This is a genomic window from Caulobacter sp. CCH9-E1, assembly GCF_001556515.1.
In the GTDB taxonomy this organism is placed as follows: Bacteria; Pseudomonadota; Alphaproteobacteria; order Caulobacterales; family Caulobacteraceae; genus Caulobacter.
In genome coordinates this window covers 1-14,386 of sequence record NZ_LSJA01000130.1, presented here as the reverse complement: position 1 = coordinate 14,386, position 14,386 = coordinate 1, and the positions used below count along the sequence as shown (strand labels likewise).

General features: G+C 70.8%; 17 protein-coding genes and 1 tRNA gene. 12 read left to right on the top strand and 6 right to left on the bottom strand.

What is annotated here, in order from left to right:
* Window positions 1–21 precede the first annotated feature (21 nt).
* On the top strand, window positions 22–240 hold the full coding sequence (locus AX690_RS08960; protein WP_066682429.1) for a hypothetical protein: 219 nt from the start codon (window positions 22–24) through the stop codon (window positions 238–240).
* Here the strand turns inward: AX690_RS08960 and AX690_RS08955 are convergent.
* Complete coding sequence (locus AX690_RS08955; RefSeq protein WP_369798189.1) at window positions 212–832, bottom strand: NTP transferase domain-containing protein; 621 nt, start codon at window positions 830–832, stop codon at window positions 212–214. The two genes, AX690_RS08960 and AX690_RS08955, sit on opposite strands and share 29 nt — an antisense overlap.
* A gap of 53 nt (window positions 833–885) precedes the next feature.
* On the opposite strand from AX690_RS08955, the gene moaA reads away from it, so the two are divergent.
* The 5 genes from moaA to moaC are packed head-to-tail and all read left to right on the top strand — an operon-like array spanning window position 886 to window position 3,662.
* The gene (moaA, locus tag AX690_RS08950; RefSeq protein ID WP_066682386.1) at window positions 886–1,929 is read left to right on the top strand and encodes a GTP 3',8-cyclase MoaA; all 1,044 of its coding nucleotides are present in this window, start codon (window positions 886–888) and stop codon (window positions 1,927–1,929) included.
* A 2-nt stretch (window positions 1,930–1,931) separates the two neighbouring features.
* Window positions 1,932–2,171, top strand: a complete 240-nt coding sequence (locus AX690_RS08945) for a MoaD/ThiS family protein (protein ID WP_066682388.1) — start codon at window positions 1,932–1,934, stop codon at window positions 2,169–2,171.
* Window positions 2,168–2,611, top strand: coding sequence for a molybdenum cofactor biosynthesis protein MoaE (locus tag AX690_RS08940; RefSeq protein WP_066682390.1), 444 nt, complete (start codon window positions 2,168–2,170; stop codon window positions 2,609–2,611). The genes AX690_RS08945 and AX690_RS08940 overlap by 4 nt, the downstream gene beginning before the upstream one ends.
* Window positions 2,612–2,623: 12 nt before the next feature.
* Window positions 2,624–3,178: a molybdenum cofactor biosynthesis protein B gene (gene moaB, locus AX690_RS08935; RefSeq protein WP_066682400.1), complete on the top strand. Its 555-nt coding sequence runs from the start codon at window positions 2,624–2,626 to the stop codon at window positions 3,176–3,178.
* A gap of 13 nt (window positions 3,179–3,191) precedes the next feature.
* Window positions 3,192–3,662, top strand: a complete 471-nt coding sequence (moaC, locus tag AX690_RS08930; protein WP_066682402.1) for a cyclic pyranopterin monophosphate synthase MoaC — start codon at window positions 3,192–3,194, stop codon at window positions 3,660–3,662.
* 7 nt (window positions 3,663–3,669) lie between these two features.
* On the opposite strand, the gene AX690_RS08925 is transcribed toward moaC, so the two are convergent.
* The 5 genes from AX690_RS08925 to tsaD all read right to left on the bottom strand — a co-directional run bounded on the left by AX690_RS08925 (window position 3,670) and on the right by tsaD (window position 8,357).
* Entirely contained in the window at window positions 3,670–5,469 is a 1,800-nt protein-coding gene (locus AX690_RS08925; RefSeq protein WP_066682403.1) for a methyl-accepting chemotaxis protein, read from the bottom strand.
* A gap of 122 nt (window positions 5,470–5,591) precedes the next feature.
* Window positions 5,592–5,957: a Rieske (2Fe-2S) protein gene (locus tag AX690_RS08920; protein WP_066682405.1), complete on the bottom strand. Its 366-nt coding sequence runs from the start codon at window positions 5,955–5,957 to the stop codon at window positions 5,592–5,594.
* 4 nt (window positions 5,958–5,961) lie between these two features.
* On the bottom strand, window positions 5,962–6,243 hold the full coding sequence (locus AX690_RS08915; protein ID WP_066682407.1) for a YciI family protein: 282 nt from the start codon (window positions 6,241–6,243) through the stop codon (window positions 5,962–5,964).
* 15 nt (window positions 6,244–6,258) lie between these two features.
* A complete protein-coding gene (locus AX690_RS08910) occupies window positions 6,259–7,257 on the bottom strand; it encodes an NAD(P)H-dependent glycerol-3-phosphate dehydrogenase (protein ID WP_066682408.1) in 999 nt (332 codons plus the stop codon).
* Entirely contained in the window at window positions 7,254–8,357 is a 1,104-nt protein-coding gene (tsaD, locus tag AX690_RS08905) for a tRNA (adenosine(37)-N6)-threonylcarbamoyltransferase complex transferase subunit TsaD (protein WP_066682410.1), read from the bottom strand. The genes AX690_RS08910 and tsaD overlap by 4 nt, the downstream gene beginning before the upstream one ends.
* A gap of 71 nt (window positions 8,358–8,428) precedes the next feature.
* Between tsaD and hemC the strand changes: the two genes are divergently transcribed.
* From hemC to AX690_RS08875, 6 genes are all read left to right on the top strand, one after another.
* The gene (gene hemC, locus AX690_RS08900) at window positions 8,429–9,397 is read left to right on the top strand and encodes a hydroxymethylbilane synthase (RefSeq protein WP_066682412.1); all 969 of its coding nucleotides are present in this window, start codon (window positions 8,429–8,431) and stop codon (window positions 9,395–9,397) included.
* A gap of 3 nt (window positions 9,398–9,400) precedes the next feature.
* On the top strand, window positions 9,401–10,087 hold the full coding sequence (locus AX690_RS08895; RefSeq protein WP_066682414.1) for a uroporphyrinogen-III synthase: 687 nt from the start codon (window positions 9,401–9,403) through the stop codon (window positions 10,085–10,087).
* A gap of 43 nt (window positions 10,088–10,130) precedes the next feature.
* Window positions 10,131–11,027: a COG4223 family protein gene (locus AX690_RS08890; RefSeq protein ID WP_082769579.1), complete on the top strand. Its 897-nt coding sequence runs from the start codon at window positions 10,131–10,133 to the stop codon at window positions 11,025–11,027.
* Window positions 11,024–12,559, top strand: coding sequence for a heme biosynthesis protein HemY (locus AX690_RS08885; protein WP_066682418.1), 1,536 nt, complete (start codon window positions 11,024–11,026; stop codon window positions 12,557–12,559). The genes AX690_RS08890 and AX690_RS08885 overlap by 4 nt, the downstream gene beginning before the upstream one ends.
* Window positions 12,560–12,600: 41 nt before the next feature.
* Window positions 12,601–12,676, top strand: a tRNA-Thr gene (locus AX690_RS08880).
* Window positions 12,677–12,993: 317 nt separating this feature from the next.
* A complete protein-coding gene (locus AX690_RS08875) occupies window positions 12,994–14,205 on the top strand; it encodes a site-specific integrase (protein ID WP_066682420.1) in 1,212 nt (403 codons plus the stop codon).
* Window positions 14,206–14,386 lie beyond the last annotated feature (181 nt).

Genomic DNA, 14,386 nt, shown 5'->3' with positions numbered 1-14,386 from the left:
TCGCCAATGCGTGGGGTGTTCATGGCCGAGCTGTCCGGGTCCTCGGAGGACGAGATCGAGGACGATATCGCGGAGTTCCGCGAAGCTCTGTCGCGCATCCGCGAGGATCATCGCAGGGTCTTGCTGGTCTTGGTGCCCCGGCTGGCGGCGATGCAGGAGCGCGGCGACACCGAAGGCGCTTTGGCCCTGGTCGCCAAGATCCAGGAAATCCTCAGCGATCCCGAGCGCCCGCTTCAGTAACGGGCCCGATCCGGGCCAGATCCTCGGGTCGATCGACGTCGAGCAGCACGCCGGGGTCTTCGACCTCCACGGGGCTGAGGCGTGGTCCGGCCCCGGCGATCAGCTCCCGCGCGCCCTCGTCGCCCTCGCGCGTCCTGAGGGCGGCCAGCCAGTTCGCGCCGAACAGCACCGGATGGCCGCGCCGTCCGTTGTGGACGGGAACGACGATGCGGTCGGGCCCATCCAACGCGGTCGCCAGGCGCGCCGGCGTTTCGGAGCGGATCGCCGGCATGTCGCCCAGAAAGACAAAGACGCCATCGACATCCTCCGACACGGCCGCCGCGACGGCGCTCAGGGACGCTCCCATGCCCTCGGCGGCGCCGGGCGCGGGGACGAGCACAAGGCGCTCCAGCGCTTCCAGGCGCATCGCTTCGGCCCTCAGCGCCGCGATCAGCCGCGGATCGTCTCCGACCGCGACCAGAACCCGGCGCGCGGGCGCGGCGAGGGCGGTCCGCAGGGCCCACGCGACCAGGGGCGCGCCCTTCAGATCGGCCAGCAGCTTGTCGCCGCCGAACCGCGCGCCGCGCCCGGCCGCCAAGACCAAAACGTCCAAGACTGGGCTTTGGCTTTGCGTCATCTGTTCCAGCGCCTATCTTCCGGCCAGACATGACGCCCTATGACGACAGCCCCGCGCAAGCGGTCTTGGCCACGACCAGCCCGCCCGCCTTGGTGGACGGCTTCGGGCGCGCCGTCACCTATCTGCGCGTCTCCGTCACCGACCGCTGCGACCTGCGCTGCGTCTATTGCATGGCCGAGCACATGACCTTCCTGCCGAAGGCCGACGTGCTGACCCTGGAGGAGCTGGATCGCCTGGCCTCGGCGTTCGTGGGGCTGGGCGTGCGCAAGCTGCGCCTGACCGGCGGCGAGCCGCTGGTGCGCAAGGGCTTCATGACCCTGGTCGAGCGCCTGTCCCGGCACCTGAAGTCCAGGGCTTTGGACGAGCTGACCCTGACCACCAACGGCGCCCAGCTGGAGCGCTACGCGGCCGAGCTCGCTTCTCACGGTGTGCGACGGATCAACGTCTCGCTCGACACCCTGGACCCGGTGACCTTCCGACGGCTGACCCGGGGCGGCGACGTCGCGCGGGTGATCGCCGGGATCGACGCGGCCCAGGCCGCCGGCCTGAAGGTCAAGATCAACGCCGTGGCGCTGAAGGACGACAACGCCGGGGTGCTGCCGGATCTGATCGCCTGGGCCCACGCCCGTGGCTGCGACGTCAGCCTGATCGAGACCATGCCGCTGGGCGAGGTCGAGCAGGACCGCACCGACCAGTTCCTGTCGCTGGCCGAGGTGCGTCGCGACCTGGCCTCGTTCTGGACGCTGCAGGACATCCCCCTCGTCACCGGCGGGCCCGCTCGCTACGTGCGGATCGCCGAGACCGGCGGACGGCTCGGCTTCATCACCCCGCTCAGCCACAATTTCTGCGACGCCTGCAACCGCGTGCGCCTGACCTGCACCGGCACGCTGCACACCTGCCTTGGTCGCGACGACGCCAGCGATCTGCGGGCCGTGCTGCGTTCGGGCGCCGACGAGGACGGTCTGCGCCAGGCGATCTTCGCGGCCATCGGCGCCAAGCCCCGGGGGCACGACTTCCAGATCGCCGCCGCCCGCCCAGCCGTGGCGCGGCACATGTCGACGACGGGGGGCTAGGCGTGGCGCGGGTGCTGCTGTTCGGACGCCTGGCCGACCAGGCCGGCTGGCGCGATCGGCCGATCGAGGCCGGCGATCTTTCCGCCCTGCGCGCGGCGCTCGCCGCCGAGGACGCGGCCCTGGGCGAGGCCCTCGCCGCGCCGGGCGTCCAGGTCGCCGTCGACAAGGTCCTGGTTCGCGGCGAAGCGGCGCTGGCCGCCGGGACCGAGGTCGCCTTCCTGCCGCCGATGAGCGGCGGATGACGGTCGCCCTGACCGACCGGCCTTTCGAGCCCGGCGCCCTGGTCACGGCCTTCTGCGCCGACCGCGCCGAGACCGGCGCCGTGGCGACCTTCGTCGGCCTGGCCCGCGCCGAGCAGGGCGCCGCCGCGGCGCTGGAGCTTGAGGCCTATCCCGGCTTCACCGAGGCGGCGATCAGCGAGGTCGCCGCCCAGGCCATGGCGCGCTTCCAGCTCCAGGACGTCCGGATCGTCCACCGCGTCGGCCGGATCGCGCCCGGCGAGGCCATCGTCTTTGTCGCCACCGCCGCCGCGCACCGTCGCGAGGCGTTCGAGGCCTGCGACTTCCTGATGGACTATCTGAAGAGCCGCGCGCCTTTCTGGAAGAAGGAGCACGGCCCGGACGGCGCGCGCTGGATCGAGCCGACGGACCGCGATAGGACCGACGCTCAACGCTGGGATTGAACGGAGAGACGGATGTCGGACGCGGGCCTGAAGCCGGGCGGCGGAATCAAGCCGGAGCTGCCGTTCAAGCCCGTGCGCGTGGCGGTGCTGACCATCTCCGACACCCGCGACGAGGCGACCGACACCTCCGGCCAGATCCTGGTCGAACGGATCACGGCCGCTGGCCATGAGCTGGCCGGCCGCGTCGTGGTCCGCGACGACATCGAGACGATCCGCGCCCAGGTCCGTGGGTGGATCGACAGCGAGAGCGTCGACGCCATCGTCACCACCGGCGGCACCGGCCTGACGGGCCGCGACGTCACGGTCGAGGCGCTGGAGCCGCTGTTCGACAAGAAGATCGACGGGTTCTCGGTGGTGTTCCACCTGGTGTCCTATGCGTCGGTGGGGCTCTCGACCCTGCAGTCGCGCGCCACCGCCGGCCTGATCGGCGGCGTCTTCGTCTTCTGCCTGCCGGGCAGCAACGGCGCGGTGAAGGACGGCTGGGACAAGGTGATCAGCGCCCAACTCGACAGCCGCCACAAGCCCTGCAACATGGTCGAGCTGATGCCCCGCCTGCTGGAACAATGAGGTTGCTTCAGCGATGAGCAAGCTCACCCACATCGACGACCAGGGCCGCGCCCGCATGGTCGACGTCTCCGACAAGCCGGCCACGGCGCGCGAGGCGGTCGCCGCCGGATTCGTGCGGATGAGCCCCGAGACCCTGGCGCTGGCGGTGTCCGGTTCGGGCCGCAAGGGCGACGTGCGCGCCGTGGCCGAGCTGGCCGGCGTCATGGCGGCCAAGAGGACCTCGGACCTGATCCCGCTGTGCCATCCCCTGGCGCTGTCGAAGGTCGAGGTCTCGGTCGAGCCGGCCGACGGCGGCCTCGCCGTCACCGCGCGGGTCAAGACCACGGGCCCGACGGGCGTCGAGATGGAGGCCCTGACGGCCGCCTCGATCGCCTGCCTGACGATCTACGACATGCTGAAGGCCGCCGAGAAGGGCATGGTCATCGAAGCCGTGCGCCTGCTGGAGAAAACGGGCGGCAAGTCCGGCGACTGGTCGGCGGGATAGTCGGTTCTTAAGCCGCCGCCGCGCTCCGCGCCTCGGCGCTGATGCGCAGCTCGCCCATGCGTTGGGCCAGGCGGGTGGCTTCCTGGGCCAGGGCGTGGCTGGCGGCGGTGGTCTGCTCGACCATGGCCGCGTTCTGCTGGGTGACCTGATCCATCTGGGCCACGGCGCCATTGACCTCGACCAGACCGCGCGCCTGTTCGGCGGCGGAGGCGGCCATGTCGCGCACCAGGCCGTCGATCTGCTGCACCTCGGCGGCGATGGCGCGCAGCACCTCGCCGGTGCGGCCAACCTGCTGGACGCCATGATCGACCTCGGCCGAGCTGGTGTCGATCAGGTCCTTGATCTCCTTGGCGGCGTCGGCGGAGCGCTGGGCCAGCGCCCGGACTTCCTGGGCGACGACCGCGAAGCCGCGACCGGCTTCGCCCGCCCGGGCCGCCTCGACCCCGGCGTTCAGCGCCAGAAGGTTGGTCTGGAAGGCGATTTCGTCGATCACGACGATGATCTTGCCGATCTGGGAGGAGGACTTCTCGATCGCCTCCATGGCCCCGACGGCCTGGTCGACGATGTCGCCGCTGGCGCTGGCGGCCTCGCGGGCGCGCTCGACCACCGAGCGCGTGCGGCCGGTCGTCTCGGCGGTCTGGCGCACCTTGGCCGTGATCTGGTCGAGCGCGGCGGCGGTTTCTTCCAGGCTGGCGGCCTGCTGTTCCGTGCGCCGAGCCAGGTCGTCGGCGGCCGAGGTGATCTCGCGCGAGCCGCCGTGGATCATGTTGGTGGCCTCGAGCGAGGCGGCGATGACGGCCGACAGTTTCTCGACGGCGGCGTTGAAGTCGACGCGCAGCCGCTCGTAGCCTTCCGGGAAGTGGCGGTCGATCCGATGCGACAGGTCGCCGTCCGACAGGTGATCCAGCGCCTCGGCCAGGCTGCTGACGACAGCGTTCTGCACGGCGTCGGCCTCGTCGCGACGGCGCTCGGCTTCGCGGCGCTCGATTTCCAGCGCCTCGCGCACATCGGCGGCCTCGAGGTCCTTCTGGCGCGCCTCGATGGTGTCGTGGAAGGCGCGCAGGGCGTGGGTCATCTCGCCGATCTCGTCGCGGCTCTTGATGACCGGCAGGACGACATTGACATCGCCATTGGCCAGGGCGCGCAGGGCCTTGGTCACCGACGTCAGCGGCAGGATCAGGCCCTGGCGGACCGCGACGATCAGCAGGCCGGCGAAGATGGCGGCGGTCAGCAGCAAGGCGCCCATCAGGCCCTGGCCCAGAAGGCCCAGCGACTTGGCGTCGTTGGCGTCGCGGGTGGCGGCGGCCTCGATCTTGCCCGAGGCCGCCTCCATCTTGCCTTCGAGCGCCGAGAACTGCGTCGCGAAGTCGGGCAGGCGGGCGCGGGCGCCGGCCGGATCGGTGTCGGCCACGGCGACGATGCCGTTGGCGGCGGCGATATAGGCGGCCAGCGGCGCCTTGACCTCGGAAAGCGCGGCGCTGATCGCCGGGTCTTGGGCCAGCTTGCCGCCCTCGGCGATGTCCTGCTTGAAGGCGGCGGTGTGCTCGGCCAGGTCGGCGCGGACGGCTTTCAGATCGACGCCAAGCGCCGGATCGCTGGACATGATGGCGCCCATGACATCGGCGCGCAGGGCGTCATGCATCATGTCGCCGTGCATGTGCAGGCGCAGGATGCGGGCGGAGGTCTCGGCGCGGACCAGGGCGGAGTCGAGGCTATGGGCCACCCAGAGGCCCGTTCCGGCCGTCGCCGCGCACAACAGGGCCGCGCCCGCCGCCGCACCCATGACTTTCCGCCCGAGGGACGCCATGTCGATATCTCCGCCTTCGCTTGAACGCGGGGAGGATGCGGGATGATTTGGCTAACGGTGCTTAACCCCGTCGCCCAACCGACAGTGGCATAGTGTCGCAAGGATCTCGGAATGGGTGTCGTTCAGGCGGCGAAGACTTGCCCGTCGCGAACCGCCACGGGCCATGGCGCCAGGGCCTGGTTCGGGCAAGGACCGGCGACGCAGGCGCCGTCCTCGATCTTGAACAGCGCCCCATGGCCCGCGCACAGGATGTAGTCGTTCTCGCGCGTCAGATAGCGACCCGCGAACCCCGCCAGCGGCCAGCCGGCGTGCGGACAGCTGTCGACATAGCCGACCAGCGTCTCGCCCTGGCGCACCACGAACCCGGCGAACAAGGCGTCGCCCTCGCGGAACCGGAAGCCCTTGGAGCCGGGCGAGGGGATTTCGTCCAGCGCGCAAAGCGGGGTTCCGGCCGCGGGGCGGGCGGGGTTGTCGGGATCGCCGCGCACGGCGTCAGAGCGAGCCGATCGCCACGCGCCAGGGCCGCACCTCGACGCTCTCGAACACGCCGGCGGCGGTGAAGGGATCGTTGTCGGCCTGGGCCTGGGCGGCGGCCAGATCCTCGGCCTCGACGATCAGCAGCGAGCCGATCGGATTGCCGTCGTCGCCCAGCAGGGCGCCAGCCAGCTTCAGGCCCTTGGACTGGTTCAGATAGTCGAGGTGCGTGGGGCGCGTCGCCAGACGGGTGTCCAGCGCGCCGGGCTTGTCCTTGCAGAGGATGGCGAAGAGGGCCATGCGGCGATCCTTGTTCTAGAAGCCTTCGGATTTCAGCGGGCGGGCCAGCAGGGCGGCGATGGCGGCGTCGACCGCCAGTTCGCCGTCGAGGATGGCGGCGACCGCCTCGCAGATCGGGGTCTCGACGCCCAGCTTGCGGGCCAGGGCGCGGACGGCGGGGGCCGAGGCGACGCCTTCCGCCACCGACAGCTTGCCGGCCAGCGCCTGCTCCAGGGTCAGGCCTTGGCCCAGAGCCAGGCCGACGCTCATGTTGCGCGACTGCGGGCTGGAGCAGGTCAGGACGAGATCGCCCAGGCCGCACAGGCCGTTCAGGGTCTCGGCGCGGGCGCCCAGGGCCACGGCGAAGCGGGTCAGCTCGGCGAAGCCGCGGGTGATGACCGAGGCGTGGGCGCTGCGGCCCAGGCCCTTGCCCTCGACGACGCCGCAAGCGATGGCCAGGACGTTCTTGACCGCCCCGCCGGCCTCGGCCCCGATCATGTCCCCGGCGACATAGGGGCGGAAGGTCGGGGTGGCGATGGCGTGGGCGATGCTGCGGGCCAGGACCTCGTCGTCGCAGGCCAGGGTGACGGCGGTCGGCAGGCCTCGCGCCACCTCGCCGGCGAAGCTGGGACCCGACAGCACCGCGATCGGCGCGCCGGGGATGGTCTCGGCCGCGACCTCGGTCATCAGCTTCAGCGAGCCTTGCTCGACGCCCTTGGCGCAGAGCACGACGGGGATGTTGGGCTTGAGGTGCGGCGCCAGGGCCGCCAGCGCCGAGCGCAGGTGCTGGGCGGGCGCGACGGCCAGGATCAGATCGCATGCGGCGAGCTCGGCCATGTCGGCGGCGGCGCGGATCGCCGGCTCCAGCGCCACGCCCGGCAGGAACAGGGCGTTTTCGTGGGTCGCGTTGATCGAGGCGACCACCTCGGTCTCGCGTGCCTGAAGCGTGACCTGGAGCCCGGCCCGGGCGCAGACCTGGGCCAGGGCCGTGCCCCAGGCCCCGGCGCCGATGACGCCCGCGTGGTGGAAGGTCATGCCTTGGCTCCCTTGCGGCCGTAAGCGTTGGCGGGATTGGCGAGCGCGGCGGCCTCGTCCAGCGGCCAGCGCGGACGGGCTACGGCGTCGAGGTCGTCGGAGATCCCCAGGGTCAGCCGCTCGGCGCCGGCCAGGGCGATCATGGCCGCGTTGTCTGTGCAATAGGCCAGGGGCGGCGCGGCGAACGAGAAGCCGTTCTTCTCGCAGTTGGCCAGCAGGGCCGCGCGCACCGCGCCATTGGCCGCCACCCCGCCGGCGACGACGAAGCGCAGGTCGTCCGCCCCGTGGGTCTCCTTGTAGAGCTTCATCGCCCGATCGACCCGCTCGGAGAGCTGGCGGGCGATGGCGGCCTGGACGCCGGCGGCCAGATCGCGGCGCTCGTCGTCGGTGGTCAGGGTCTCGGCGATCCGCGCCGCCGCCGTCTTCAGGCCCGAGAACGAGAAGTCGCAGTCCTTGCGGCCCAGCAGGGCGCGCGGCAGCGGATAGCGGTCGGGATTTCCGCCGACGGCCAGCTTCTCCAGCGCCGGACCGCCCGGATAGGGTAGGCCCAGGCTCTTGCCGATCTTGTCGAAGGCCTCACCGGCGGCGTCGTCGATCGTGGTGCCCAGGCGCTTGCAGGCGCCCACTCCAGCCACTTCCAGCAGCTGGCAGTGCCCGCCGGAGACCAGCAGCAGCAGGAACGGGTAGCCGACGTCCGCGCCCAGGCGCGCTGAGACCGCGTGGCCCTCCAGGTGGTTGACCGCCACCAGCGGCAAGTCCCGCGCCAGCGACACCGCCTTGCCGAACGCCAAGCCAACCATGACCCCGCCGACCAGGCCCGGGCCCGCCGTCGCCGCGACGCCGTCGAGGTCCTCGAAGCCGAGGCCAGCCGCGCGCATCGCCTCGGCCGCGATGGCGTCGATCGACTCGACGTGGGCGCGGGCGGCGAGTTCGGGCACCACCCCGCCGAACGGCGCGTGCTGTTCGAACTGGGTGCCGATGATCGAGGACAGCACCTCGACCGTCCCGTCCTCGGCCCGGCGCACGACCGAGGCCGCGGTCTCGTCGCAGCTGGTCTCCAGGCCAAGGATCGTGAGGCTTGAGGGCTTAAGGGCGGTCATTCGGTTGCGGGGCTTTCGCCGCTCCTGTAGCAGCGAGGATGAATTTCGCATCCGCAGGTAACGTTCCGACCGTGTCCCGGCAACCTCCCATCCGCATTGGCGCGCGCGGCTCCAAGCTCTCGCTGGCGCAATCTGGACTGATGCAGGCCCGCATCGCCGCCGCTCTCGGCGCGCCGGCCGGCGCTTCCAAGGACGAGATCGAGGCGGTCGCGCCGCTGATCCCGATCGTCACCAGCGGCGACCGCATCCAGGACCGCCGCCTGATGGAGATCGGCGGCAAGGGCCTCTTCACCAAGGAAATCGAGGAAGCGCTGCTGGACGGCCGCATCGACTGCGCGGTCCATTCGCTGAAGGACATGCCCGCCGAGTTGCCGCCGGGCCTGGTCCTGGCCGCGACGCCCGAGCGGGAAGATCCGCGCGACGCCTTCATCAGCCACATCTGCGAACGGCTCGAAGACCTGCCCAAGGGCGCGCGTCTCGGCACCGCCTCGCTGCGCCGCCAGGCGCAGGCGCTGCACGTCCGCCCGGACCTCGAGATCGTCATGCTGCGCGGCAATGTCGACACCCGCCTGGCCAAGCTGGAGCGCGGCGAGGCCGACGCCATACTGCTGGCGCAGTCGGGCCTGAACCGCCTCGGCCTGGGTCACCTGACCAAGAGCTGGATCGACCCCGACGCCTGCCCGCCGGCCCCTGGCCAGGGCGCCCTGGTCATCGAGACCCGGGCTGAGGATGTCGGCGCGCCGTGGCTGGACGCCATCCGCTGCCGTCCGACCACGATCGCCGTCGCCGCCGAGCGCGGCGCGCTGCTGGCCCTGGAAGGCTCGTGCCGCACCGCCATCGGCGCCCGCGCCACCCTGGACGGCGCGCGCCTGTCGATGATCGTCGAGGCCCTGACCCCGAACGGCGCCCAGCGCTTCCGTCGCCATGGCGAGATCACCCTGTCCGGCGCCGACGACGCCGGCGAAGCCCTGGCGCTGGGCCTCAAACTGGGCGGCGAGGTCCGCGCCGAAGGCGGCGACGCCATCCTGCTGCCGGAGTAGGCCGTGACGGAGGCCGCGCCGGTCTGGATCACCCGCGCCCGACCCGGCGCCGAGGCGACCGCGGCCAAGGTCGCGGCGCTCGGCTTCACGCCGGTCGTCGATCCGCTGCTGGAGGTCGCGCCGATCGCGGCGTCGATCGATCTGGCGGGCGTAGCGGCCCTGGCCTTCACCAGCGTCAACGGCGTCCGGGCCTTCTCGGCGCTTTCCGATGTGCGATCGTCGCCCGTCTTCGCCGTGGGGGACGCCACGGCGTCGGCGGCGCGCGAGGCGGGCTTCGCCCAAGTCGCCAGCGCCGATGGCGATGTCGATGACTTGGCTCGCCTGATCGTCGCCGCCGCGCCGGGCCCGATCCTCTGGACGGGCGCGCGGGAGCCGGCGGGCGATCTGGTCGCGACGCTGAACGAGGCCGGCGTCGGCGCGCGCGGCGTGGCGGTCTATGAGACGGTCGAGCGCGCGCCGTCCGACACCATCTTGGCCCTGATGGACCGGCCCCTGACCGTGCTGCTGCATTCGCCTCGCGCGGCGCGGCGCCTGGCCGAAATCCTGAGGCGCCGACCCGCTCCCGCCTTGCGGGCGCTCTGCCTTTCCAAAGCGGTCGCCGCGCCTTTGGAGGCGCTGGTCGAACCCGGCTCTGTGGCCTGCGCGCCGCGCCCGGACGAAACCACGCTGCTCTCCCTGCTGACAGCTTAAGCGCAAAGTTGCGCGGCGCGGCGGGGTGGGGCACGAATGGCGTATGAACGCCGCACCCGACCCCGCTGAAATCGTCGCCCCCAGCGATCCGGCGCTGTACGCGCGCAAGAGGGTGATGGGCCCCAGCGTGTGGGTCTGGCTGTTCCTCTGCCTGCTTTGCGCGGTCCTGGGCGCGGGCGTCGCATGGTTCGGACCGACCCTGTTCCCGGCCAAGGCCTCGCCGGCGGCGCCGATCCTGGCCGCGCCCAGCCCCAAGCCGATCGCCGAGCGCCTCGCGCCGGCCCCCGCACCCACCGTTGAGGCCAGCGTCGCCGCGCCCGTCGCGCCCGTCGCGCCCGCCGCGCCCGCCGCCGACGTGGAGCGCCTGGATGTCCGGGTCACCGCCCTGGAGACGACCCAGAAGAGCGTCGCGGACGCCGCCGCCGCCGCCCTGGCGGTCTCGACCATGGCCGAGGCGGCCAACAGCTCGCGTCCCTTCCCGGAGGAGCTCGCCGGCCTTCAGCGCGTCCTGCCCGGCTCGCCCAGCCTGCGAGCCCTGGAGCCGCTGGCGCGCCTGGGCGCGCCGACGCGCGCCGGCCTCGCCGTCCAGTTCGGCAATCTGGCGGGCCGCGCCGCCAGCGCCGCGCGCAATCCTGGCGCCGACGCCGACCTCTTCGCGCGCATCCGCTACGCGCTGTCCAGCATCGTCTCGATCCGTCACGTCGGCTCGATCAAGGGGTCCACGCCGGATGCGATCCTCGCCCGCGCCCAGGTCCTGCTGGACGAGGGCGATATCGAGGGCGCGGTGGCGGCGCTGGAAGCGCTGCCAGATCCGGCCCGCGAGGTGTTGGCCCCCTGGTTCGCCGCCGCCAACCGCCGCGTCGAGATCGACCGCCACGTGGCCTCGGTCCGCGCCGACGCCCTGGCGGCCCTGGCTCGCATCACGCAGACCGCCCCATGACCCGCGTCGTCTTCGCCCTTTTCCTGGTGGCCGCCGTGGCGGTCAGCGTGCTGGCCCTGACCGGCGAGCCCGGCCGCGCCTCGCTGGAATGGATGGGCTGGCGAATCGAAATGACGGCCGCCGCCGCCGCTCTGCTGACCCTGTTCTCGGCCCTGCTGTTCACCGTGCTGTGGCGCGGCGTGATCTGGATCGTCGAGGCCCCGCGCCGCGCCGCCCGCGCCCGGGCCGAGGCCAAGCGCAAGCAGGCCATCGAGGCCCTCACCCGCGGCTTCCTCGCGGTCGCGGCCGGAGACGGCTCCGAAGCCCGGCGCCTCGCCCAGAAATCCGCCGAGCTGGCCGAGGACGCGCCGGGCCTGGTCCGCGTCCTGGCCGCCCAGGCCGCCGAGACGGCGGGGGATCGCGGCGCGGCCGCCAGCGCCTACAACGCCATGCTGGGCTTTCCGGAGATGCGTCTGGCCGGCCTGCGCGGCCTGATGCAGGCGGCTCAGGCCGACGGCGACCGGCAGGCGGCGCTCCGCTACGCCGAGACCGCCTACGGCCTGGCCCGCACCGCCCGCTGGGCCTGGCGCGCCCTGCTGGAGGCGCGGCTGGAGGCTGGTGATTGGGCCGCGGCCCTGCAGCTGGTCCAGGGCGCCCTGGAACGCAAGATCGTCTCCCCCGCCGTGGCCGAGCGCAGCCGCGCCGCCCTGCTGGCCGCCTCGGCCGCCAGTCTCGAGGAGTCGCCGGACCCGAAGATCCGCGCCCAGGCGCTCGACTTCGCCAATCAGTCGGTGAAGCTGAAGCCCGACTTCGCCCCGGGCGTGATCATGGCCGCCCGCCTGCTGGCCGACGACGGCAAGACGGCCAAGGCCGGCCAGCTGATCGAGACCGCCTGGAAAGCTCAGCCCCACCCGGCGCTGTGGCTGGCCTATCGCGACCTAAAGACCAACGAGACGCCCAAGGCCCGCGCCCAGCGTCTGGCCGCTCTCGCCGCGATGCGCCCCGAGGTTCGTGAAAGCCTGATCCTGCGCGTCGAGGCGGCGCTGATCGGCGGCGACCCGATCGCCGCCCGCGCCGCGGCCCGGCTGCTGGACCAGGAGGCCCCGACCGCCCGGTTCGCCGGACTGATGGCCCGCGTCGCCGCCGCCAACGGCCAGCCTGACGAGGCCCGCGCGTGGATCGCGCGCGGGATCGACGCGCCGCGCGAGCCCGACTGGTCCGACCTCGACCCCGAGGGCCGCGCCTTCGCCTATCAGCGCGAGGACTGGGCGCGCCTGGCGGTCAGCTACGCCGAAACCGGCCAGCTGATCCATCCGCGCCACGAGCGCCGCGAGCGCACGATGAGCGACCTGCCCGAGATCCCGTCGGCCTACGTCGAATCGACGCCGTTCATTCGCGCGGCCGAGACCGGCGGCGCCCTGATGCCCATTCCGGACGATCCGGGCGTGTTCGACGCCCCGCCGCTTCCGGACCCGCCGGAACCAGCTCCCCCGCCCCGTCGCAATTCTAGTGCAAGACGGCGCTTGGCAAGCGGCTCGCGCCCCGCTAAATAGGCGCTCCCTCCGCTCCGGGATCGCTCCCGAAGCGTCCGTGGGCCGCCTTAGCTCAGCCGGTAGAGCGGCGCATTCGTAATGCGTAGGTCAGGTGTTCGAGTCACCTAGGCGGCACCACTTTTCCTCAATAAAATCAACACATTAACCCTTCGGTCGACGACCATTTGGGCGGGATTTAAGCTAGCACAGCGCTAGCACAACGCCTCTGCGCGTTCGGAAAATCCTTAGATTTCAAGGCCAATATCTGGACCCTGCGGCTGCGCTAGCACGATTTCAGCACAGCCATCCGAGTTCATAACGCCTTGGTGCATTACGATTTGAACGCCCCATACGCCCCTACAGATGCTCAAGCAGGGTCGAGGCCCGCTAGCACAGCTCCTAGCGCAGTCCTGCCCTTCCAACTGTTCCAGCGGGCAGGCAGCGCGAGCTGGTGGGTGCGCTTTTCGATCAAGGGCGAGGGGCAAATCCGGCGTAGCCTTGAAACCCGCGACAGGGCGGAAGCCGAGAGCAAAGCGATGGAGGTTTGGGCGGATGCCAAACATCGCGCCAAGCTGGGCCTTAGAAGCCAGGCGAAGCGCTTTGCCGATGTCGCGCAGGAGTTCTTGGACCATACGGCCCAGGCCGTTGCGCGGGGCGAGCGAAACAAGTCGCAGGCGCATAACTGGGCTCTCAAGGTCAACCGCTACCTGGTGGAGTTTTTCGGTGACCGCGACATCGACGCCATCGGTCAGCGAGAGATAACGCGATATCTGGAATGGCGGCGGAACTACTGGATCAGCGGTCCAGGGCAGAACGTCGAGCAGATCGCCTATCAACGGGGTGGGCGAACTGTCCGCCGACGCGTCCCTCCACAACTACGCAGACCTCCATCACCGGCCACCCAGCGGCACGAAGCCGTCGCTATCAAGGCGCTGTTTAGGCAGGCGGCTGAGTGGGGTTATGTCCAGCCTTCGGCGATACCGCACATCAACGTCCCGAGGGTGATCGCCAAGCCGCGTCCAAGCTTCGAAGCGAGCGAGTTTACGCGCTTGGAAGCCGCTGCTTTGGCGCGGTTGGAGGAAGAATTCCTGCATCCGTCGGTACGCCGTGACCGCCTCATCCTCTACTGCTACATCAAGGTCGCTGCGTTCAGTGGCATGCGTCCAACCGAGCTGAAGAACCTGAACTGGGGCGATATTCTCGACTACCGGGAACGGCGCCAACTTCCACTTCGTGACAGAGACATCCGTATCCGCGCCAGAGGGAAGGCCAAGAGCCGGACCTTCGTGGCGATGGAGGTCGTTCTTCCGGTGCTCGATATGCTGTGGTCGGATTGGGTCCGACTTCATGGCGGTGACCCTGCTGATAAGGATCCGGTCTTCGCCACGACCACAGGGGCTCGCCTTGGCTCGGTGAAGACGGCTCTAAACGGCTTGCTGGCCGCAACAGGCCTTGCCGTGGACCACAACGGTGTCCGCCGGACGAGCTATTCGTTCCGGCACTTCTATATCAGCCAGCAGATCATCGCCGGCGTGGATGTGTTCCTGCTGGCTCGGAACTGCGGTACGTCGGTCGAGATGATCGACAAATGGTACGCCGACGTGAAGCTTGAGCGCATGTCTAAAGAGCTGCGACCTGAATGGAAGCGGCTGGGGGGTGAAAATTGAACACGCTCAATTCCATCATGCGAGAAGTTGTTCTTCCGTGATGTCAAGCAACCAGTTCAGTCGACGCCTGCTTGGCTTTTGCAGCGAGATAGAGCCAAGCTCCAAGCCTATTTCGCTACCCTTCACCTGTCCGCCGTCAGCGCCTTTGAGACAGATTGAGGGTTCCGTTTAGAGGAGGGTT

Bases quoted from the DNA above. Each gene is read 5' to 3' on its own strand.
- moaA (WP_066682386.1), top strand. From the start codon at position 886: ATGACGCCCTATGACGACAGCCCCGCGCAAGCGGTCTTGGCCACGACC.
- AX690_RS08960 (WP_066682429.1), top strand. From the start codon at position 22: ATGGCCGAGCTGTCCGGGTCCTCGGAGGACGAGATCGAGGACGATATC.
- moaB (WP_066682400.1), top strand. From the start codon at position 2,624: ATGTCGGACGCGGGCCTGAAGCCGGGCGGCGGAATCAAGCCGGAGCTG.
- moaC (WP_066682402.1), top strand. From the start codon at position 3,192: ATGAGCAAGCTCACCCACATCGACGACCAGGGCCGCGCCCGCATGGTC.
- AX690_RS08890 (WP_082769579.1), top strand. From the start codon at position 10,131: ATGAACGCCGCACCCGACCCCGCTGAAATCGTCGCCCCCAGCGATCCG.
- AX690_RS08885 (WP_066682418.1), top strand. From the start codon at position 11,024: ATGACCCGCGTCGTCTTCGCCCTTTTCCTGGTGGCCGCCGTGGCGGTC.
- AX690_RS08925 (WP_066682403.1), bottom strand. From the start codon at position 5,469: ATGGCGTCCCTCGGGCGGAAAGTCATGGGTGCGGCGGCGGGCGCGGCC.
- tsaD (WP_066682410.1), bottom strand. From the start codon at position 8,357: ATGACCGCCCTTAAGCCCTCAAGCCTCACGATCCTTGGCCTGGAGACC.
- AX690_RS08915 (WP_066682407.1), bottom strand. From the start codon at position 6,243: ATGGCCCTCTTCGCCATCCTCTGCAAGGACAAGCCCGGCGCGCTGGAC.
- AX690_RS08940 (WP_066682390.1), top strand. From the start codon at position 2,168: ATGACGGTCGCCCTGACCGACCGGCCTTTCGAGCCCGGCGCCCTGGTC.
- AX690_RS08910 (WP_066682408.1), bottom strand. From the start codon at position 7,257: ATGACCTTCCACCACGCGGGCGTCATCGGCGCCGGGGCCTGGGGCACG.